The organism is Providencia sp. PROV223 (genome assembly GCF_028479245.1).
Classification (GTDB): Bacteria; Pseudomonadota; Gammaproteobacteria; order Enterobacterales; family Enterobacteriaceae; genus Providencia; species Providencia rettgeri.
The window spans coordinates 446,393-467,234 of sequence record NZ_JAMPNG010000001.1 but is presented as its reverse complement, the minus strand read 5'-3'; the positions used below and the strand labels follow the sequence as shown (position 1 = coordinate 467,234).

Below are 20,842 nucleotides of genomic sequence, written 5' to 3'. Positions count from 1 at the left end.
GATCAACAACCTTAGGGTTAATAATGAGTTTAGGCTAAGTAAAAGTATTACATGCAAAAAATACGAAAAAGAAAAAATACAGGGCGAGTCACGTTGCAGGATGTCGCAAAATTTGCAGGCGTTGGGTCCATGACGGTCTCTCGAGCTCTGCGTACACCTGAATTAGTATCCGACAAATTACGTGAAAAAATTAATGCTGCGGTTGAAGAACTTGGTTATATACCTAATTCTGCGGCAGGTATTTTGGCTTCTGGTCAAAGCCGTACTGTTGCTGTTTTAATTCCGTCTCTGCGTGATAATGCCAGTTCAGTTTTTCTGCAATCTTTACAAGAAGCGCTGAACAAAAATAGTTATCAAGTTGTTATTGGTAGCCATGATTACCAGCAAAAAAAAGAGTCTGAAGTTTTATCGACACTATTACAGAGTAACCCCGCGGCATTGATTATTTTTGGGGCAATAAATTCAGAAAGTGTGTCTAATTATCTAAAGAATTTAGATATTCCAGTTGTCAGTGTTGCAGGGGAGTCGAACCATCTAGTCACGTTGAATATCAAGAGTAACGTTGGTGATGCGGTTAATTTTTTAACTAACTATATGTTACAAAAAGGGTATAAGAAGATAGGCTATATTGGCGCTCAAATGGACAGTAAAATGCAAAGCCAACAATTAAGTGGCTGGAACCGAGCGATGCTGACGTATAACCAAAGTGCAGATCAAAGTATTACAACGCCGTATGTTGCAACGATGGATTTTGGTCGTCAGGCAATTAGTGAGATGTTGACTCGCCAACCTGAGCTTGAAGCTGTGATTTGCAGCCATGAAATGATTGCGCTTGGCGTCATTTTTGAGTGCCAGAGACGTTTAATTCAGATACCTAAAATGTTAGCAATTGCTTGTGTTGAAGGTTCTTCAAATTGTGATCACATTCATCCATCACTGACTTCCGTGCGGATTGATTACAGTAAAATGGCTCGAGAAACAGCGAAAAGACTACAAAAATGGCTTGCTGATGTCGATTGTGATTTTGTTGAACGTAAAGAAGGAGTTGTTTTTCCGTATAAATTTGAAGCAAGACAAAGTGCGTAAAATTTAATTTATTGTTATTAATCACGTTTTATTGAATATCTTGCTTGTCCTTAGTGAATAATAGTGCGGTAACTCACTATTTTGTATAAACAATGGTGGTTTTTTTTTCTCTCGAAATAAGATTGTCGACTTGGTCACTACATCTTTTTTATTCTCTGTTAATGTATGAAAACTGCAAGTTAATGAATTCAGCTTAGCTAGAATTTTATTCAACACTTGCACTATTTTGTCATATTAGATATTCACAGGGGAAAACAATGAAATTACTAAAAACAGTTATTTCCACTACAATTTTAGTTTCTTGTGGTGCGATGGCATCGATGACGGGTTCTGAAGTTTTAAAAGTACAGGATGGAGGAACGCCGAATAAAGCTTACACTTCAAACAAACCGACAATTAAAGTTGCAACCTATAACATTGGTAAAAATGAGTTGGCATCAGATGTCAGTAATCTCGATGGATTGAATAAGGCGATTGCGAAAATAGATGCTGATGTGATTGTTTTAACAGAAATTGATAATAAAACAGCCCGCAGTAAAAAAGTTCACCAGTTAGAAGAAATAGCTAAAGCTAATAAGATGGATTTTGCTTTTGGTAAGGCATTGGATTTTGATGGTGGAGAATATGGTGTAGGAATTTTATCAAAATATAAAATCGATAAATCTAAAGTAATTAATTTACCTTCGGGTGATGCTGAACAACGTGTTGTATTAATATCCCAGATATCAAAACCAGGTTTTGATGCGCCAATTATAGTGATGGGAACGCACCTTGATTGGCAGAAAGATCCAACCATTCGCATTGGACAGGTTCGCCATATTTTAGATGCAAGTATTGGGGATACGGATACGGGATTTGATAATATTGCGGCATCAATAAAAATATTAGCAGGGGATTTTAATTCAACAGCGAATGAACAGCCTATCCAAGAAATTCGTTATATGTGGAACCCAGTTGAATTTAAAGGTATTGATTACCGTAGCTGGCCAGCGGTAAACCCAGCGATAGATATTGACCATATTTTTACATTTAAAGGCCAAGTTTGGGATGTGAAAAATATGGAAATCCCAACAGATAGCAAAGAGTTTCAATGGTCAAGTGTTAGCGACCACCTACCTATAATTGCTGAATTAGAGCTACAAGAGCAATAGAAGTTTAACAGAAAAATTATCGATAAAAGGCCTCATTTAGTTTGTAGGCCTTTTCAACTGTAAATGCTAACTTAATTGGCTAGCAATTTTTTCCTTTCAATATACCGTTTTTCGGCTACTTCCAAATAAGACTCAACTGTTGAGTATATTTGCTGACTCTGTTCGGCTAATTGTTGCGATGCATCTAATGTTGCATCTGTCTGCTGCTTAAATACGGTAAGAAAATCTTGAATGCTATCGAAATGGCCTGCGACGTTAGCATAGTAAAATTGGTATACATAAGACTCCTGAGAGTGGCTTAGCTCTGTGTTGTTTTTGATGTTATTAGTTGCAAGTAATAGTAATTGAATATTTGTCATGGTTTACCCTTTTCTTTGGAAAACAATGCTACATGAGATAAAAAAAATATTTTGTCAAATTTGGCCGGATAATTTTATGTATTGGCTAAAAGAAGCAATTTTTACTAGGAATATTCTGTAATTTAGGTTGGTGGTATATATCAAAAATTGGATAAAAGAAGATATATCGAGAAGTTTAATAGTAAATTACTATATGGATATTGTTAAATATTCTTATGCATTTTGAGGTTGACTATTGATGTTAACTGTTTGGTATCATAACATTAACATTTCATTAATTAACTCTTTGTTTGTTTTTATCTTATTAATCAATTGGTTGTGCGTTATTGCGCTTAAGGTGGAAGCGATAACTCGGCTAATTTAGTTTGAAAAAAGAGATTAATGAACAATAGGTTAAAAATTAAGATGGCAAATGGCATGAATTAATGTATTTTTTATATCAAATTGAAATTTAAATATTTTTTGTTTTTTAATGGTGAGATCTAGCAAGGATGGCTTATTTGAAAATAACGAATATATTATAATTTAATTTTAATTTACGCTTATATTGAGTTTAAATACTCACAAAGTGAGTTAATTAACATTTAGACATGGCTATTATTAAATTGAATTGTTTTATTACATATTTGGGTTTATTTTTGTTAAGCTATGATGAACAATTAAGGCTTATTATTGTTTCTGTGTTTTGGTAAATGAAACTTCTCTAGTTCAAAAAATACAAATTGAAACAGTTAATGTTTCAAGTACTATTTATATTCTTAGTTTAATACTGGTATACTTACTCATGTGATGTGTAAAATAAAGTATAAATACGAACAGACTTTATAAATTTAATTGTGTTTATTTGCTCTGTTTGTGATGGTTATCGGAGATAGTAATTAGAAAAAACAAGCTATCTAATAAGGTATTCTTATATAGATAAGGCTGGATATTATTAAAATAATTATTATTTACTTACAATTGGCTAATGATAACTACTTAAGTGTATTTTTGGGCGGGGTGATTAGGTCATCCAGGTCAATTGGCTTGTTATTGAATAAATGAGAGCTTAAGAATATGAATATTATAAAGTTGCTCACAATTTTATTGTTAACTGGGGGCTCTTTTATTTTAGGGGTGACATTGAACTATTCCCCTACACCTGATCTTGTGAAAATGGCAAAAAGTAGTGTTGAAGACTATTTATCTTTCCCTGAATCCGCTTCATTTAAAAATGTGAAATATAATTTTATTCGCCAAACTGCGGATAAGGGTGATTTAGGCTACGTTTGTGGTGAAGTGTTTCGGGTTAAGAATGCAAGATTAGAAGGGTATAAAAAATTCATTGTGAAAGCCTATAGTGATAAACAAGGGAAGGTATCCTTGTCAATTCCTATGGTTGAGGGAGATTACGATTTAATGCCAAAAGAAATGGTGGATTCGTTATGGGCAAGATATTGTTTTTAAACTGAGTGATAGCGTATGCCTTTTATTAAATTAAACGCAATAGGTAATACGAATCCTAAATAAAGAAAGCCGTAAGCCGGCTTTCTTTAGTATAAATATGACTCAACGTCATATTAGCGTGATTAGCCTTTTAATTCTCTAGCACATTGCTGTAAATGCAAGAAAGAGGTAAATCTTGTATCGTGGCGTGCTTTATAAGCTTCATTGGCTTGATAGGTGAGGTCAATTGCACTAAATTGGTCCATGGCTTGTGCAACATCGTCACAGACTTTTCCTGCAACTGCACCGAGGATAGCTGAACCGAGTAAAACAGGCTCACTGGCTTGTGTTGAAATCACAGGGACACCGCACGCATCCGCAAGTAATTGGCGGATCAACGGGTGTTGGCCAGCACCTCCACTGACGACAATATTTTCAATAGCTGCACCGGATTTTGCTTGTGCTTCAATGATTTGTCGTAACCCATAGCCAATGCCACACACACCAGCAACATAGAAAGAAAGTAAATTTTCCATGCTGTTATCCATGGTTAAGCCAGCAATGACGGCTCTGGCATGAGGGTCAGCAAAAGGTGCTCGATTTCCTAAAAACTCAGGGACAACATGTATTTTTTCAGCTAGCTCAACAGACTGCGATGGTGACGATGCTTTTTCTAATACTAAATCCGCTAACATAACAGGCAAGGGTTTACCTTGTTCTTTTGCAGTGAGTTTTGCTTGTGCTGAAGCGGGGTGCAAGGAAAGTAACTGGTCAATTGCAGCACCTGCCGCACTTTGGCCACCTTCATTTAGCCACATACCTGGCACCATTGCACTGAAATAAGGCCCCCATACACCGGGTATAAATACGGGTTCTTTGGTGGTCGTCATCGTGCATGAAGATGTACCAAATACGTAGGCCATATTAGCGGTTGCATCGCCATTAACACCAACGGTACCAATACCGCCAGCATGAGCATCTATCATACCTGCGGCGACAGGAGTTCCTGCTAGTAAGCCCATTTGCTGAGCTGCGGTTTCCGTCAAGCCTTCACCACAAGGCGTTCCTGGCTCGACAATAAGCTGCCCAATACGCGCGAAATTTTCATCTGCGAGTTCAGATAACCCAATTTGTTGAAAGTAATCTGCATCCCAGCGCTTTTCATGGGCTAGATATGTCCACTTACAGGTTACCGTACAGGTTGAACGAGCCAAAGAATTAGTCGATTTCCAAGTTAAAAAATCGGCTAAATCAAAAAATTGCCATGCATTATCATAGGATTGACGTAAATTTTCTTTTAGCCATAAAATCTTAGGCGTTTCCATTTCAGGCGAAATTTTACCGCCAACATAGTTTAAAACCGGATGTTTTAATTGATTAATACGTTCAGCTTGCTCTGTCGCGCGGTGATCCATCCACACAATAATATTGCGCTCAGGGTCATTCGATGGGCTAACTGTAATTGGTTGTGTATCTGTTCCGATGACAACTAGTGAACAGGTTGCATCAAAACCAATACCAGTCACTTGTTGTGGTTTTGCTTTTGATGATGCCATTGCGTGTTTGACACAATAACAAACCGCTTCCCAAATTTCGTTACTTGATTGCTCCGCGAAATTGGCGTTGTCACGAAATAGTGTAATATCATGTTTGGCAGACGCTAACATATTGCCAGACATATCAAAGACACCTGCGCGTGCACTGCCTGTGCCAACATCGATACCAATAACGACTTTATCGTTATCTTTTAATGGTGCATGTGAATTATTCATTTTCCCTCCAAGGTGCTAACTGCAATGAATTGCGAGATGACAAGTTAGAGATCAACACTGTTAGGCACAATAACAAGGTCACGAATAGTGACATTACGTGGGCGAGTTAACATAAATAATACCGCTTCAGCCACTTCAATTGGTTGCATTAAGCTACCATTTGCTAAGGCTTCTTCCATTTTTTCTTTTGGCCAATCATCAAGTAAGGCAGTAACCACAGGGCCGGGTAATACCGCACCAACACGCACACCATGCTCAGAGACTTGACGGCGTGTTGAATGGACGAAGGCTTGAACAGCAAATTTTGATGCGGTGTAAATCGGTTCCCAAATCACAGGAACAACACCTGCAATTGAACTGGTGAATAACACATCGCCTGATTTTTGAGCAATAAAATGAGGTAATACCGCGCGAACACAACGGAAAGCTGCATTAATATTTAAATTTAAAACTTTATCCCATACATCAGGGTCACCTTCAGCAACGGGGCCGCCAATATAGGCACCAGCGTTAGCATGGAAAATGTCTAAACCGCCTGCTTTTTGTAAAATGGCATCTAACATTCCATCAACTTGTTCCGGTTTCATTAAATCGATAACTAATGGAATTGCATTTTCACCTAATTCTTCAACAAGTTGGTTTAATCGCTCTTCTGCGCGGTCAATTAGAACGACTTTTGCACCTGCTTTGATCAGTGTGCGTGCACATTCAAGCCCAATACCTGAGGCAGCTCCGGTAATTGCTGCGACTTTGTTTTCAATAGAAATGGCCATAATTTACTCCAATCGGATATTTTAGCGAAATGTAAGAATGAAAAGCGCCTGAAATTAATGAAACAGCAATGAGTCACGGGGATGGATAGGTGGCTACATGCGATGGGTTGATAGTATTTATTTTGCAGTATATCAACTCATGCATCATCAATTTCAATATTGCTCAATCGATGTAGCAGTATTGCGACTTTTCGACTTTGGTGTCAAGCTAGTAAAAAATGGAGATGAGAATCTGTGACAAAGATCAGACAAAATAAGAAAACAACGATCTATGACCTTGCCGAATTAGCAGGGGTTTCAGCGAGTGCAGTGAGTGCAATACTCAATGGTAATTGGCAAAAAAGGCGAATTAGCGCACAACTTGCTGAAAAAGTGATCCGCATCGCCGAAGAACAAAATTATGCAGTCAATAAGCAAGCCAGCTTATTGCGCAGTAATAAATCCAAAATAATCGGTATGTTAGTTCCGAAGTATGACAACCGCTATTTTGGTTCTATTGTCGAACATTTTGAGGAAATGGCGCGTGAAAGAGGGTTATTTCCTATCATTACCTGCACGCGGCGTGACCCTGAATTAGAAATAGAAGCCGCACGTGCAATGATTTCTTATCAGGTTGATTGGTTGGTTTCAACAGGGGCAACCAATCCGGATAAAATCACTGAAATTTGCCAAGCTTCCGGTGTCTCAACCTTGAATTTAGACTTACCAGGCTTGTTGGCGCCTTCTGTTATTTCAGACAACTATCTTGGTGCAAAAAATTTAACACAACGTATTTTAAGCAAAAATAAATCTCAGACATCAACACATGAAGCTTTAATTTTTATTGGTGGTCGTGAACATGACCACAATACACGGGAACGTATTCGTGGTTTTATTGATGCACATAATGAAAAAGGGATCACAGTTCCACAAGAAAATATCTTGGCCTGTGGTTATGCTCCCGAAAAAGCGGAAAAAGCACTTTCACGATTTTTTGAACAGAATAACGAAGATCCACAGAAAATAGTGAAATGTGGTTTATTTATTAATTCAACTATTTCATTAGAAGGGGTTATTGATTGGTTAGGTAAAAAAGGCTATATCGGTTCGCGTCAACCTCATTTAGGCTGTTTTGACTGGGACCCTTTTGTTGCACTATTAGGTAATGACATCGAAATGGTTAAACAGGATGTGCCAACGATGCTAAATCATATTTTTAAGTTGATAGATAATGAAAATAGCAAAGCACAGTTAATTGAAGTATTACCTGTGGGCGTGGTTAAAGAGTGATGTTAAGTAAGTGCCGCTTATCGTTGATGATAAATAAGCGGCGGAAGGTTATTATTTATTCAGTGTGGTAACCAATAATTGATGGCGTTGGTTATAGAATTTTGTATAAGTCATATACCCAGCCAGTATGGTTGAAAGGCTTGCGGTACCTAACAGCATAAAAGTCACCATAATCTGGTATTTAACTGCTTGTAACGGGTCAACTCCAGCAAAAATCAGGCCAGACATCATACCCGGTAAGCTGACAATTCCTACTGTTTTGGCTGAATCCACCGTTGGGATTAATGATGCTCGGATACTGTCGCGAATAATAGCAGCAGAAGCAATTTTTGGGGTTGCCCCTAAACTTAACATTTCTTGAATTTGTTGTTGTTGGCTTGAAAACCGTTGGCCGAGGTTATTAAAGCATAATCCTACTGCAATCATGGCATTACCTGCAATCATTCCAGTGATAGGAATTACCTGCATGGGTGTAAATGCGATGGCGTTAGTTAATATTAAGATTAACAATGTAAGAAATGTACCAGAGGTAATGGCAATTAATGCGGTAACATAAATTTTATCAATATATTTGCTTCTTTTCTTAGCGTTCCAGGCGGCATTGACGCAAATAAACATCACCAAGGCAATCGTGAGCAATTCGTGATCAACATTAAAAATATATTTTAGAATGTAGCCAGCGATCAATAGTTGAATAATCGCTCGGCAAGTACTCCAGATAATATCTTTTTCAAGGGACAGTTTTTCTTTATGACTAATAAAAATAGCCACAAGGACTAACAGGATAGAAAAGGTTAATGATTCATTGGAAATAGTTGGTTGATGCACAGTGATATCCTATGATTCGTTGTGATGAACAGGAAGGGTAATAACTTCATTGGTATGAGCGATTTCATCTTGATCATGGGTTACCCATAACACGCCTATTTTTTTGTCACTCGTTAAATGATGGATAAATTCATTCACTATAATTTTGTTTTCTTCATCTAGGGCACTGGTGATTTCATCTAACAGTAAGACTTGTGGAAGAAATTGTAAGTTTCTAATAAGAGAAATACGCTGTTTTTCTCCACCGGAGAGTTCGTTGATCCCTTTATCTAAAATAGATTCATGCAGAGAAAATTGATGCAAATCACTGATGACTTTCTCTTTATTAAGCGGCAATTTTCGAATTTGATAGGGAAAAACGAGGTTGTCATACACGGTTTGTCCAAATAAGGTGGGCGTTTGAGTGCAGTATGAAACTTGCTGCCGATAAGTTTCTGGTGAGATGGTATTGATATCTTTCCCTTGAAACTGAATAGTTCCTTGAGTTGGTGAAATTAACGAGGCGATTATTTTTAATAAAGTACTTTTACCGCAGCCAGAAGGTCCTGTAATCAGTTTGAAGTCACCTGCCTGTAAGTTAATCTGCACATTATCAAGAATTGTTTTTTCCTCAATGCTATACCCAATGTTATTAAGTTGTAGTAGTAAGTTACTTTCTTCCATATTATCAATAACCTATAAATTAAATGTGCAGTATTTAGTGTGAATGATATTCATTTCAATATCTTACTCAATAACCCAGTGCTGATATTGTTTAATATCAATTTAGATATAACTAATATTATGCGCCAATTAACCGAAAATTTATAGGGGAATGAAAAAATGTATTTTTACGGAGCAGTTACAACATAGAGGGGTTTTTAGAAGATTTTTACAGTTAAAGATAAAGTACAAATATTCATTTAGATTATTATTTTGAACATATGCCCATTCGGAATTTAGTGAGGTATTTAATTTGAGAGATATCTCTTTTTTTTACATGAATAATATAGAACTTAATCGGCAATAAGATTATATTAATAATACCAAGTAATTTAATCTTCGTTTAATATTTTGCTGTCTCTCTAAGACAGCACTATATTTATTTCATCTATATATTCAATATCACATCATGATATTAAGGAATTAAAATGAAAAAATTTAGTGGCTATAACACCAACTTTTCACTTGATGGTAAGGTCGCTTTAATTACCGGGGGAGCAGCAGGTATTGGGTTGGCGATTGCTCAACTGTATGTTGAAAAAGGGGCTAAAGTTGCCCTAATCGATAAGTCAGATAACGTAATAACGACTGCAGAGAAATTAGGCAATTCAATTGGTATTCAATGTGATATCACAAATTCTACGGCGGTTTCTCAGATGGTAGAACATGTCATTGAGCATTATGGTCGGCTAGATATTGTCGTCAATAGTGCTGGAATTGTAGCACTGGCTCCCGCTGAAAATTTAAGTGAATCCGATTGGGACTTAACCATGAACGTGAACTTAAAAGGGACTTTTTTGGTTTGCCAAGCTGCGGGTAATGTTATGATTAATAATGGAAAAGGAAAAATTATTAATATGGCATCTCAAGCGGGGGTGATTGCCTTAGACCAGCATGCGGCCTATTGTGCGAGTAAAGCGGCAATTATTGGTTTAACCCAAGTATTAGCACTGGAGTGGAGCCCGAAAGGCATACAAACTAACGCCATTTCACCAACCATTGTCATGACAGAATTAGGTAAAAAAGCGTGGGAAGGTGAAAAAGGAGATGAAATGAAAGGAAAAATCCCTGCAAGACGCTTTGCCGAACCTTCTGAAATTGCGGCATGTGCACTATTTTTGGCCAGCGATGCATCCGATATGATTACAGGTCATAATTTAGTGATTGATGGTGGCTACAGCATCCAATAATGATATTAAATCAATAATAAAAAAAGCGAGTATAATTAGATATTCGCTTTTTTATTGTTTCATGATTATTATTTAAATAAAAAATAAGCCAAATAACATAGGTATTATTTGGCTTGTAATAGGAAATTACAAAGTAGGATAACAGATATTAATTATTGCTATATCAATTAATCATTAGGTTTTAATAATGAAAGCGACATAGTAATAAGCTTTTCTACGGTGAAACCGAAATGTTTAAATAATTGGTCCGCAGGAGCCGACTCACCAAAGCTATTCATACCCATAACTAACCCATCAATTCCTACGTATTTACGCCAGTAATCACTAATACTGGCTTCTATCGCAATGCGATAGCGAACGTGATTGGGTAAAACACGCTGCTGGTATTCTAAGGGTTGTTGGTCGAAGGTATCTGTTGATGGCATCGAAATGACATTCACATTAAAACCTTGTTCTGTCAGTTGTTTCCATGCTTCAACCGCTAACGTGACTTCAGAGCCTGTCGCAATTAATAGTAATTCAGGGGCTTCACTATTACTGCGTAAAATATATCCGCCTCGAGCGATATTGGTGAGCTGTTCGGGGGTGCGCGAATACTGTATTAGGTTTTGACGGGATAACACAAGTGCTGTTGGGTTCTGTTGATGAATGATAGCCTGCTTCCAAGCCACGGCGGTTTCTACTTGGCAACAAGGGCGCCATACTGACAAATTAGGTGTTGCACGTAGTGACATAAGTTGCTCAACAGGTTGATGTGTTGGGCCATCTTCACCTAAGCCAATTGAATCATGGGTATAAATAAGCACTTGCGGTAATTTCATTAATGAGGCCATTCTCACGGCATTTTGTGCATATTCCGAGAACATCAAAAAGGTTGCCGTGTAAGGGCGGAAACCGCCGTGTAATGAAATCCCATTTGCGATGGCGGTCATACCGAATTCTCTGACACCATAATGAATATAGTTGCCAGCAGGTTGTTTATTAATCGGCAGTGAACCAGACCAATAGGTAAGATTGCTTGGGGCTAAGTCTGCGGAACCCCCGATTAACTCAGGTAAAACAGGGCCAATAATATTTAAGGTATTTTGTGATGCTTTACGTGTAGCTATCGTTGCAGGGTTATCATTTAATTTTTGAATAAAATTATCAATGATATCTGTAAATTTTTCAGGGAGTTGATTAGATAATCGTTGAGTTAGCTGCTTAGCGAGTTCTGGGTATTGTTTTGTGTATTCTCGTAATGCTTGTTCCCAACGTAATTGTTGCTCAGCACCACGTTCTAGGGCATTCCAAAGTTCATATATGTCATCAGGGATCACAAAAGGAGGGTACTCCCAACCCAGTTGTTGGCGAGTCAGAGCTATTTCATCTTGTCCGAGTGGCGCGCCATGAGAATCCGCTGTACCTGCTTTATTAGGAGAACCGTAACCAATTGTGGTTCTACACATAATGAGTGTTGGTTTCGTAGTTTGTTGGTGAGCTTGTTCAATGGCCGCTTTGATTGCGGGTCTAGAATGGCCATCGACTTGGCGAATAACATGCCAACCATAGGCTTCAAAACGCTTTGCTGTATTATCAGTAAACCAACCTTGCGTGTTACCATCAATAGAAATGCGGTTATCATCATAAAATGCAATGAGCTTATTGAGTTTTAACGTTCCCGCTAATGAGCACACTTCATGGGAAATCCCTTCCATTAAACAGCCATCACCTAAAAATGTGTAGGTATAGTGGTCGACAACGGGGAAACCAGAGCGATTAAATGTAGCTGCTAGGGTTTTTTCTGCGATTGCCATACCAACTGCATTGGCGATGCCTTGCCCCAGCGGGCCTGTCGTGGTTTCAACACCGGGGGTATAGCTTAATTCGGGGTGACCCGGTGTTTTGGAATGGAGTTGTCGGAATTGTTTTAAATCATCAATGGATAACTCATAGCCTGTTAAATGAAGCAAACTATAGAGCAGCATTGAGGCATGTCCGTTTGACAATACAAAGCGGTCACGGTTGGGCCAATACGGGTCCGCGGGGTTGTGCTGTAAATAATCTCGCCAAAGAACTTCAGCAATATCAGCCATTCCCATTGGGGCTCCGGGGTGGCCTGAATTAGCTTGTTGTACGGCATCTATTGAAAGAAATCGAATGGCATTGGCTAATTTATTTTGTGGTTGAGTGGACATTACAAAGCTCCCAAAGTAAAAGCGCCTAAAGTAAAACTAACGTTCCCCATTTTCATACTCACTGATTCGAGCCACTTTTGGTGCCGAACGTCCTCCTTCATAATGGGAAGCCAGCCATGTATCAATAATGCTTTTTGCTAATTCAGGGCCAATTACTCGTGCACCAAAGGTAATAATTTGTGCGTCATTACTTTTTTGAGCTCGCTCAGCGGAGTATGTGTCATGGCACAGTGCTGCACGAATTCCCGTGACTTTATTGGCAACAATCGACATACCAATTCCGGTACCACAAATTAAAATACCGCGCTGGTGCTTGCCTTGTACGATCGCAGTGGCAACCGCATGGGCAACATCAGGGTACATTTCGTCTGCAACCCCAGTGTTTAAACAGTAATCAGTCACTTCAATGTTTAGTTCTGCTAAGTGAGCTTTAATCAAATCTTTCATTTCAAATGCAGCGTCATCCGCGCCAATAGCAATAGATAGCATGATAGAGATCCTTATTGTTGAACAAAAGTTCATAAACCAATCAAATGTACTATTTAGAAAATAGGATCTTATGAACAAATAATCAATAGTTGAACATATGTTTTTATTTTTATGATGATGAATTCTGTGATCTACAGCTTTAAATTTAATTTTTTTTGCAAAAAAGGTAAAAAACAGTCGTTTTAAGGCGATTTTATGAGAATTTTTGCACTGAATCACACTTTGACACTCTCACTATGGGCAAGGATGAAGAAAAGAAGGTATGGTTAATTTGTATCTTCATTGAACTTATGTTCATTTTACAAACCGCCGAGGATAGAACTATGTGTGAACACTGTGATTCAAAAGCAACGATGAGCGCAGGCATTCCAGAAAAAATGAAAGCCGTGGTTGCTTATGCACCAAAAGACTACCGTTTAGAAACTGTCGATGTCCCTAAAATTAGTGAAGAAGAAATTTTGGTTCGCGTAGAGGCTTGTGGCATCTGTGCGGGTGATGTGAAAGCTTTTGAGGGTGCCCCTAGTTTTTGGGGAGATGCAGAACAGCCCGCTTATATCAAGGCGCCAATGATCCCTGGGCACGAATTTATTGGCCATGTCGTAGGCTTTGGGTCAAAAGTGGAAGGTTTTGCATTAGGTGATCGTGTTATTTCTGAACAAATCGTACCTTGTTGGGAATGCCGTTTCTGTAAACGCGGCGAATACTGGATGTGTGAAAAACATGACTTGTATGGCTTCCAAAACAATGTAAATGGCGGTATGGCGCAATATATGAAATTCACCAAAGAAGCCATCAACTACCATGTGCCTGTCGAGATGCCAATTGAAGACGCTATTTTGATTGAACCTTACGCCTGTTCTTTACATGCCGTGCAGCGTGCCAATGTCAAATTGGGGGATGTCGTTGTGCTTTCTGGCGCAGGAACATTAGGCCTAGGCATGATTGGGGCAATTAAAAAATCCGGTGCTGGTAAGTTAGTCGTTCTGGATTTATTTGATAAACGCCTTGAATTAGCGAAAGAATTTGGTGCTGATATCGTATTAAACCCGAAACGTGATGATGTCGACAAAATTGTCAAAGAGATGACTGAAGGTTATGGCTGTGACATTTACATTGAAGCAACGGGGGCGCCTAAATCGGTTGAGCAAGGCCTGAAGATGATCCGTAAATTGGGGACTTTTGTCGAGTTTTCTGTATTTAAAGACCCAGTGACTGTGGACTGGAGCATTATCAGTGACCGTAAAGAACTGGATTTATTAGGTTCTCACCTTGGCCCATATTGTTATCCACTAGTGATTGAAGGTATTGGTAATGGTGATTTCCCAACCAAAGGCGTGGTGACGGATATTTTACCTTTAGATAAGTTTGCGGAAGGTTTTTCAATGATGGCGAAAGGCGACCCGCACATTAAAGTGGTTCTCGACCCGAACCTGTAGAGCTGTCGTGGGTTGAAAAAAAGACGAAATTAAAAATATAACGATAAAAATTGGACCTGAATAAATGTCACCCTACCAAGGCTTGTTATTCAGGTCCTAACCCAGCGAATAAGCACTGAGGTCAACAATATGATAATCAATAAACTGTCTAAAGTAACGGGGTTTTCACCAAAGTTACTACTTGGCTATTTTGGCGTCCTGATCTTTATGATGGGGGAAGGCCTAGAACAAGGCTGGCTGTCACCTTTTATAATTAGCCGTGGAATGAGTATTGAAGAATCTTCATTACTATTTAGTGTGTATGGTTTTTTTGCTGCTGTGGCCGCGTGGTTATCCGGCGTATTAGCTGAAATTTATACCGCTCGTCGTGTGATGATTTTTGGTTTTGTGATGTTTGTGATTGGCTCGGTTATTTTCTTATCTGTTGGCTTACCGAGTAACAGCCTGTCTATCATGATCCCGACCTATGCACTGCGTGGTTTTGGTTATCCCATGTTTGCCTACGGCTTCTTAGTTTGGGTAGCCTATGAGGCACCAATTAAAAAATTGGGCTCTGCTGTCGGGATCTTCTGGTTCGTTTATAGCGGCGGGCTGGGTGTTTTAGGGGTGATGTATTCGAGTTATGCGCTGCCAGTGTTAGGTGAAATGGCAACGTTATGGAGTGGACTGATTTTTGTCACTATCGGGGCATTTATTGCTATTGCACTTAACCGCAACAAAGCGGGAGATACACCAGAGGCATCGAAAGAAAAAGTATCGCTCAGCTATGTATTCAAAGGGATCACTATTGCGTTTGAGAACCCAAAAATTGGTTTAGGTGGCATTGTTCGTACCATTAATACCTCGGCAGCATATGGTTTTGTGATCTTTATGCCAATGTTTCTTGCTGACTTTGGTTTTTCCCGCACAGAGTGGTTACATATCTACGCAGCACTTTGGACAGTGAACATTGCTTTTAATCTGATCTTTGGTGTTGTCAGTGACCGCATCGGTTGGCGCAATATTGTAATTTGGTTTGGTTGTGTCGGCTGTATGGTTTGTACCTTAATGTTTTACTACGTGCCTTATTATTTTGGGCACAGTTATACCCTGATGATGATAGCCGCTGGCTTATTTGGTGCGTGCCTCGCAGGATACGTACCACTTTCAGCCATCATGCCGAGTTTAGCGCCTGAAAATAAAGGCGCTGCCATGTCAGTCCTTAATTTAGGCGCCGGTTTAAGTACGTTTGTCGGGCCTGCACTTGTTGGGCTCTTTATTAGTAGCGTAGGTGCGTTTGGCGTGATTTGGATTTTCTCGGGGCTCTATTTATTTAGTGCGATATTGATGAAATTTATTACTGTGCCGGAAGAATTACTTGAACAGTCGGCAAAGATGCAGCTAACACCAGAAAATAAGTAAAAGAGGGAATTATGAACAGAATCATTAATGAACCTGATCTTGTTGTTGAAGATGCAATTCAAGGCTATTTGAAAGCGCACCCTGAATATTTTGCACAAACAGATAACGCGCGGGTTCTAAAATACCCAAAAGCACCAATACAAGGGAAAGTGGGCATTGTCACTGGTGGTGGTTCAGGCCATGAACCTGCGTTTTTAGGCTACGTAGGTGAAAATATGCTAGATGCGGTAGCGATTGGCGAAATTTTCTCCTCGCCAACGGCTGGGGCATTTTTAGATGCGTTCAAAGCCGCAGACAGTGGGGCAGGCGTTGCTTGCTTATATGGTAATTACGCGGGCGATAACATGAACGTTAAGATGGCGATGAAAAAAGCCGAAAAAGCGGGTATGCAAGTCAAAACCGTGGTCGCTACCGATGACGTCGCTTCAGCACCTGCCAGTGAAAAAGAAAAGCGTCGCGGCGTTGCGGGTGAAATTCTTATGTGGAAAGTGGGTTCTGCCGCAGCAAGTAAAGGCTATGATTTAGACGGTGTGATTAATGCGGCACAAAAAGCGATTAATAACTGCCACTCTATTGGTGTTGGGCTAACGTCTTGTACCATACCTGCGGTGGGTCATCCCAATTTTCATATTGAAGATGGGATGATGGAGCTCGGTATTGGTCATCATGGTGAACCAGGCATTGAAATTATGCCAATTCAATCCGCAGCGCAAATGGCAAAAACCATGTTAACGCCAATTTTAGATGATATGCAGGCAAAGCAAGGTGATGAAGTTGTCGTATTAGTTTCAGGGTTAGGTGCCACTCCCGTGATGGAGCTGTACATCTACTATGCAGAGGTTGAAAAACAACTCAGTGAGAAAGGTGTGCGTATTGTTCGTAACTATGTTGGTAACTACTTTACCTCATTAGAAATGATGGGGGTAACACTGACATTAATGAAAGTGGATGATGAATTGAAAACGTTGATGGATGTTCCTGCGTATTCATTGGGTTTAACACAGGTCAAATAAGGAGACAACTATGCAAGTTATTTCAACGGGCAACGGTAAGGAAATTACCCTTGATTTAGTGAACATTATTGTTTCTAACCGTGAATATCTAAGCGAAATTGATGGTGCAATAGGGGATGGAGACCATGGCATCAATATGGCGAAAGGCTTCAACTTATGTGCTAAAGCAATTGCAGACCGTGAATTATCACTCAGTGAAGGGTTTGAAGAAATTTCTGATGCGTTGATGGAAGGCATTGGTGGTTCAATGGGGCCACTTTATGGCAGCTTCTTTATGGGGATGTCAGACAGCATTTCAGGGAAAAATGCGTTATCACAACAAGATTTCCTCGCTATGTTAAAAAATGGGTTATCTGAACTGCAAGATATCAGTAGCGCGACAGTGGGGGACAAGTGCTTAATGGATACATTGATCCCCGCAGTTAATGCCTTTGAAGACGCAACAAAATCAGGAAAAAACTTTAAACAAGCGCTTGATGCGATGCAGGCCGCCGCCGTTGCAGGCCGTGATTCCACGGTAGATTTAGTGGCTAAAATTGGCCGTGCAAGCCGCCTTGGTGAGCGTTCAAGGGGCGTGTTAGATGCAGGCGCGACTTCTTGTTGTTTATTATTATGTCAATTAGCGCAAAGTGTTGAAAAACAGAGCACATTAACCAATGCATAATTGTTTCATATAACTCTTTTCGTGGATATATAGACAAAAACTATTGCTATATATCCACTCTCTTTTATAACTCACTTATTAATTGCCACTAGAAACGCTATACTAAAACCTTATCATCCTTGTTGCGATTAACACCAATAAAGAGGAAACCACTATCTTATGGATAGATCACAAACATCTTCCGAAATCGAGCTACTGACTGAAATTGCGATAGCTTATTATCGTGATGAAATTACTCAGGAAGAGATCGCCAATAAGTTTGGTATATCGCGAATTAAGGTTGGGCGTTTACTTAAACGCGCAAAAGAAGAAGGGATTGTTGAGATCAATGTTCGCTATCATCCCATTTTTAGCACTCAGCTAGAGCAACAGCTACTTTCTCGCTTCCCGATTTCCCGTGCGTTAATTGCCCTCGACCATCCCGATGAAGAAGAACAACGCTACCAAGTTGGCACATTAGTCGCTAATTATTTATCAACAACATTACGAGACAACATGATAGTCACGGTCGGCCAAGGCCGCAATGTTGCGGTAGTGGCTGATAGCGGTGGGGCAGTTCCTGAAAAAGATTGCCGTTTTATTTGCGGAATTGGCGGAACCCACCGGCCGGGAGATTCCATCAATGCGGACCATATCAGCCGCCGCTTAGCGAAGAAATTTGGTGGAACCAGTGAAACTTTATACGCGCCTGCCTATGTTGAAAATAATGAATTAAAACAATCATTTATGAAAAACGGCACCATTAAGGAAACGCTCGATCGCGCCCGTAAAGCGGATATAGCCCTAATTGGCATTGGCGATATGAATGAAGACAGCTATATGGTCAAACTAGGTTGGTTTACACCGCGTGAAATTGTTGATGCGAGTTTAAATCAAGGGGTAATTGGCGATATTGCCGGTTATGATTTTTTTAATGCGCAAGGGCAGCATGTTGATACAGTGATGAATGACAGAGTGATTGGCCTAAGCATAGACGAACTCAAGAAAATCCCTTGTGTAATAGCGATTGCTTCCGAATCCTCTAAGGCTATGGCCATTATGGGGGCACTGCGTACGGGAGCGATTGATATTATCGCAACGAGTGCGAGTAATGTGCGGACGATTTTGAAGATGTCCCAATAGCTCGTCATACTTCAAGCTGTCGCGTTGTTGACTACGTTCATTCGCATTAGTCACATACTTGTGTATGCTCCTAACGACTCATTCACTTGTCGCCTAGCGACAACTTGAATTATTTAGAGCTATTATTAGTCATACATCAAGTTGTCGCGTTGTTGACTACGCTCATTCGCATTAGTCACATACTTGTGTATGCTCCTAACGACTCATTCACTTGTCGCCTAGCGACAACTTGAATTATTTAGAGCTATTATTAGTCATACACCAAGCTGTCGCGTTGTTGACTAGGTTCATTTGTTTGTTACCTAGCTGTAATTAGAATCATTCATGCCATCTATTATAAAATGGGTTTACATAACCTAATGAGTTACCTTATTATTTTAAAATATATATGGGAGATGGCATTCCTCCTTTTTACAAAACCGCCCGTAGAGGGCTAATGATGCCTACGTTAACCTATTGATTAGATAGGGTACGTAGGTATTATGTGCCCTAATTTAGGGCATAAATGATCTATACTCGCCATACTTCGAGTATAACTGGGAGACTTTCCTTTCATTTATCCCGCCAAACATTAAAGGAAGTTTCTATGTATGCCTCATTATTTGCAATAGCGATTGGTTCAGTGCTTGGCGGATGGCTAAGATGGTTTGTTAGCTTAAGACTCAATCACCTTTACCCAAACATTCCACTAGGCACTGTCGCGGTCAATTTGCTTGGTGGCTTTGTCATTGGCTTTGCCATTTCGTATTTTGCCAATGCAAATATTAGTCCTGCCTATAAATTATTCATTGTGACGGGCTTCTGTGGTGCATTTACCACCTTTTCGACCTTTTCACTCGAAGTGCTGGTGCTAATCCAAGAAGGTAAATTGGGCTTCGCCATTAGTACCATCGCCATCCACGTAATTGGGGCGTTGATTTTTACCTTACTCGGTATGCTGTACCATAACTGGCTGACACAGGGATAATTTATTTATTTGCTAATAATTGATGTGCAGTGGCTTCATCGGTCACTAAGCCTGTTACCCAACTGCCATTCATAACAGCTTGAATTGCTTTTGTTTTGTGCGCGCCACCCGCAAATGCGATCACAGGCTTATTCGGGGAGGGGAACAGTGGTACACTGGTGTGAGTGTCATCCAAAGTTGTAGAAAGTCGCTCGCCATTAGCTTGGATAAAATGCCCCAATAACTCCGCGGCTACCCCTTTTTCTAATAGCATTTCCAATTGTTCATCTGTGACAAAACCTTCGGAATTGAGTGGACAGCCTTTGCCGACTTCACCAATACCAATAAAGGTAATATCTGCATTCAGGGCTTTTTCCGTGACTTCCTTATACACGCGATGTTGGCACCACATTGCTTTATCTTCTGGGCTATCGGCGTACAGTGGCGCAGGTAGAATATAGTGTCGGCATTGTAATTTTTCTGCAAAACGTAATGGAATATCATAGCGTGTTGCTGAGCTATCACGGGCAATAGCGCCTATTAATGAAACACATTGGTGCTGGGAGGTTTCTAGGTAAGGAAGGGCATCAATAATACTGCGTAATGTTCTACCTGAACCAATACCAATGACTTGAGGCTTATCGGGGTCGATTAATTGTTCCATGAGCTCAGCACCGGCCACTGAAATCATATCGAGCGTCGCTTCTGTATCAAGTTGCCCTGACGGGACAACAAAGCAATGTGTTAGGTGATACTTTTGCTGGATTTCATTAGCGAGTCTTAAACACTCCGTAATAGGGTGCGTGATTTGCACCTGAACCATACCTTGTTCTTTTGCTAGAGAAATAAGGCGTTGGGCGACTTGTCTCGATAGCCCAAGTTCATGTGCAATTTCCTGTTGTGTTTTGCCTGCCACAAAATATAGCCATGCCGCACGTGCAGCTTGTTCCATTTTTTTTAATTCTTTCTGCATGGACATTCTCCTGCTGGTTTCGCTTATTGTAATTCTGGGCAATTGTTTATTAAAAGGGCAAAAGTC

At 39.8% G+C, this 20,842-nt stretch carries 19 protein-coding genes and 1 riboswitch; of the genes, 11 read left to right on the top strand and 8 right to left on the bottom strand.

The window, feature by feature from the left end:
- Positions 1-51: 51 nt before the first annotated feature.
- Both PR767_RS02305 and PR767_RS02300 read left to right on the top strand, forming a co-directional pair.
- Positions 52-1,086 carry a LacI family DNA-binding transcriptional regulator gene (locus PR767_RS02305; protein WP_272519834.1) on the top strand — a complete coding sequence of 345 codons (1,035 nt, stop codon included), beginning with the start codon at positions 52-54 and terminating at the stop codon, positions 1,084-1,086.
- A gap of 257 nt (positions 1,087-1,343) precedes the next feature.
- Positions 1,344-2,237 (top strand): endonuclease/exonuclease/phosphatase family protein, encoded by an 894-nt coding sequence (locus PR767_RS02300; protein ID WP_109911225.1) that lies wholly within the window; start codon positions 1,344-1,346, stop codon positions 2,235-2,237.
- A 71-nt stretch (positions 2,238-2,308) separates the two neighbouring features.
- On the opposite strand, the gene PR767_RS02295 is transcribed toward PR767_RS02300, so the two are convergent.
- Positions 2,309-2,596: a hypothetical protein gene (locus tag PR767_RS02295; RefSeq protein ID WP_004910245.1), complete on the bottom strand. Its 288-nt coding sequence runs from the start codon at positions 2,594-2,596 to the stop codon at positions 2,309-2,311.
- 1,056 nt (positions 2,597-3,652) lie between these two features.
- On the opposite strand from PR767_RS02295, the gene PR767_RS02290 reads away from it, so the two are divergent.
- Positions 3,653-4,042 carry a hypothetical protein gene (locus PR767_RS02290; RefSeq protein ID WP_004910246.1) on the top strand — a complete coding sequence of 130 codons (390 nt, stop codon included), beginning with the start codon at positions 3,653-3,655 and terminating at the stop codon, positions 4,040-4,042.
- A gap of 122 nt (positions 4,043-4,164) precedes the next feature.
- Here PR767_RS02290 and PR767_RS02285 read toward each other — a convergent pair whose 3' ends face one another.
- Positions 4,165-5,793: an FGGY-family carbohydrate kinase gene (locus tag PR767_RS02285; RefSeq protein ID WP_004910248.1), complete on the bottom strand. Its 1,629-nt coding sequence runs from the start codon at positions 5,791-5,793 to the stop codon at positions 4,165-4,167.
- A gap of 44 nt (positions 5,794-5,837) precedes the next feature.
- Positions 5,838-6,566, bottom strand: a complete 729-nt coding sequence (locus PR767_RS02280; RefSeq protein WP_004910250.1) for an SDR family oxidoreductase — start codon at positions 6,564-6,566, stop codon at positions 5,838-5,840.
- A gap of 234 nt (positions 6,567-6,800) precedes the next feature.
- Here PR767_RS02280 and PR767_RS02275 point away from each other — a divergent pair, with 234 nt between their 5' ends.
- Positions 6,801-7,835, top strand: a complete 1,035-nt coding sequence (locus PR767_RS02275) for a LacI family DNA-binding transcriptional regulator (protein ID WP_115167407.1) — start codon at positions 6,801-6,803, stop codon at positions 7,833-7,835.
- Between the two features lie 51 nt (positions 7,836-7,886).
- On the opposite strand, the gene fetB is transcribed toward PR767_RS02275, so the two are convergent.
- Complete coding sequence (fetB, locus tag PR767_RS02270) at positions 7,887-8,663, bottom strand: iron efflux ABC transporter permease subunit FetB (RefSeq protein ID WP_004910254.1); 777 nt, start codon at positions 8,661-8,663, stop codon at positions 7,887-7,889.
- A 9-nt stretch (positions 8,664-8,672) separates the two neighbouring features.
- Positions 8,673-9,326 carry an iron efflux ABC transporter ATP-binding subunit FetA gene (gene fetA / locus PR767_RS02265; RefSeq protein ID WP_004910255.1) on the bottom strand — a complete coding sequence of 218 codons (654 nt, stop codon included), beginning with the start codon at positions 9,324-9,326 and terminating at the stop codon, positions 8,673-8,675.
- A gap of 467 nt (positions 9,327-9,793) precedes the next feature.
- On the opposite strand from fetA, the gene PR767_RS02260 reads away from it, so the two are divergent.
- Positions 9,794-10,555 carry an SDR family oxidoreductase gene (locus PR767_RS02260; protein ID WP_004910258.1) on the top strand — a complete coding sequence of 254 codons (762 nt, stop codon included), beginning with the start codon at positions 9,794-9,796 and terminating at the stop codon, positions 10,553-10,555.
- A 167-nt stretch (positions 10,556-10,722) separates the two neighbouring features.
- Here the strand turns inward: PR767_RS02260 and tkt are convergent, their stop codons facing one another.
- Positions 10,723-12,732 (bottom strand): transketolase, encoded by a 2,010-nt coding sequence (gene tkt / locus PR767_RS02255; protein ID WP_272519833.1) that lies wholly within the window; start codon positions 12,730-12,732, stop codon positions 10,723-10,725.
- Positions 12,733-12,768: 36 nt separating this feature from the next.
- Positions 12,769-13,221 (bottom strand): ribose 5-phosphate isomerase B, encoded by a 453-nt coding sequence (gene rpiB, locus PR767_RS02250; protein ID WP_109911228.1) that lies wholly within the window; start codon positions 13,219-13,221, stop codon positions 12,769-12,771.
- Positions 13,222-13,544: 323 nt separating this feature from the next.
- Here rpiB and PR767_RS02245 point away from each other — a divergent pair, with 323 nt between their 5' ends.
- The 6 genes from PR767_RS02245 to crcB all read left to right on the top strand — a co-directional run bounded on the left by PR767_RS02245 (position 13,545) and on the right by crcB (position 19,824).
- Positions 13,545-14,657: an MDR/zinc-dependent alcohol dehydrogenase-like family protein gene (locus PR767_RS02245; RefSeq protein ID WP_004910265.1), complete on the top strand. Its 1,113-nt coding sequence runs from the start codon at positions 13,545-13,547 to the stop codon at positions 14,655-14,657.
- A gap of 129 nt (positions 14,658-14,786) precedes the next feature.
- Positions 14,787-16,058 carry an MFS transporter gene (locus PR767_RS02240; protein WP_272519832.1) on the top strand — a complete coding sequence of 424 codons (1,272 nt, stop codon included), beginning with the start codon at positions 14,787-14,789 and terminating at the stop codon, positions 16,056-16,058.
- Between the two features lie 11 nt (positions 16,059-16,069).
- Positions 16,070-17,071, top strand: coding sequence for a dihydroxyacetone kinase subunit DhaK (locus tag PR767_RS02235; RefSeq protein ID WP_004910269.1), 1,002 nt, complete (start codon positions 16,070-16,072; stop codon positions 17,069-17,071).
- Positions 17,072-17,081: 10 nt separating this feature from the next.
- Entirely contained in the window at positions 17,082-17,735 is a 654-nt protein-coding gene (dhaL, locus tag PR767_RS02230) for a dihydroxyacetone kinase subunit DhaL (protein WP_272519831.1), read from the top strand.
- Positions 17,736-17,894: 159 nt separating this feature from the next.
- Positions 17,895-18,857 (top strand): sugar-binding transcriptional regulator, encoded by a 963-nt coding sequence (locus PR767_RS02225; RefSeq protein ID WP_004910275.1) that lies wholly within the window; start codon positions 17,895-17,897, stop codon positions 18,855-18,857.
- Between the two features lie 382 nt (positions 18,858-19,239).
- A riboswitch (Fluoride riboswitch) is annotated at positions 19,240-19,310 on the top strand.
- A 133-nt stretch (positions 19,311-19,443) separates the two neighbouring features.
- A complete protein-coding gene (crcB, locus tag PR767_RS02220; RefSeq protein ID WP_272519830.1) occupies positions 19,444-19,824 on the top strand; it encodes a fluoride efflux transporter CrcB in 381 nt (126 codons plus the stop codon).
- A 1-nt stretch (position 19,825) separates the two neighbouring features.
- On the opposite strand, the gene PR767_RS02215 is transcribed toward crcB, so the two are convergent.
- On the bottom strand, positions 19,826-20,776 hold the full coding sequence (locus tag PR767_RS02215; protein WP_109911232.1) for a sugar-binding transcriptional regulator: 951 nt from the start codon (positions 20,774-20,776) through the stop codon (positions 19,826-19,828).
- Between the last annotated feature and the right edge of the window lie 66 nt (positions 20,777-20,842).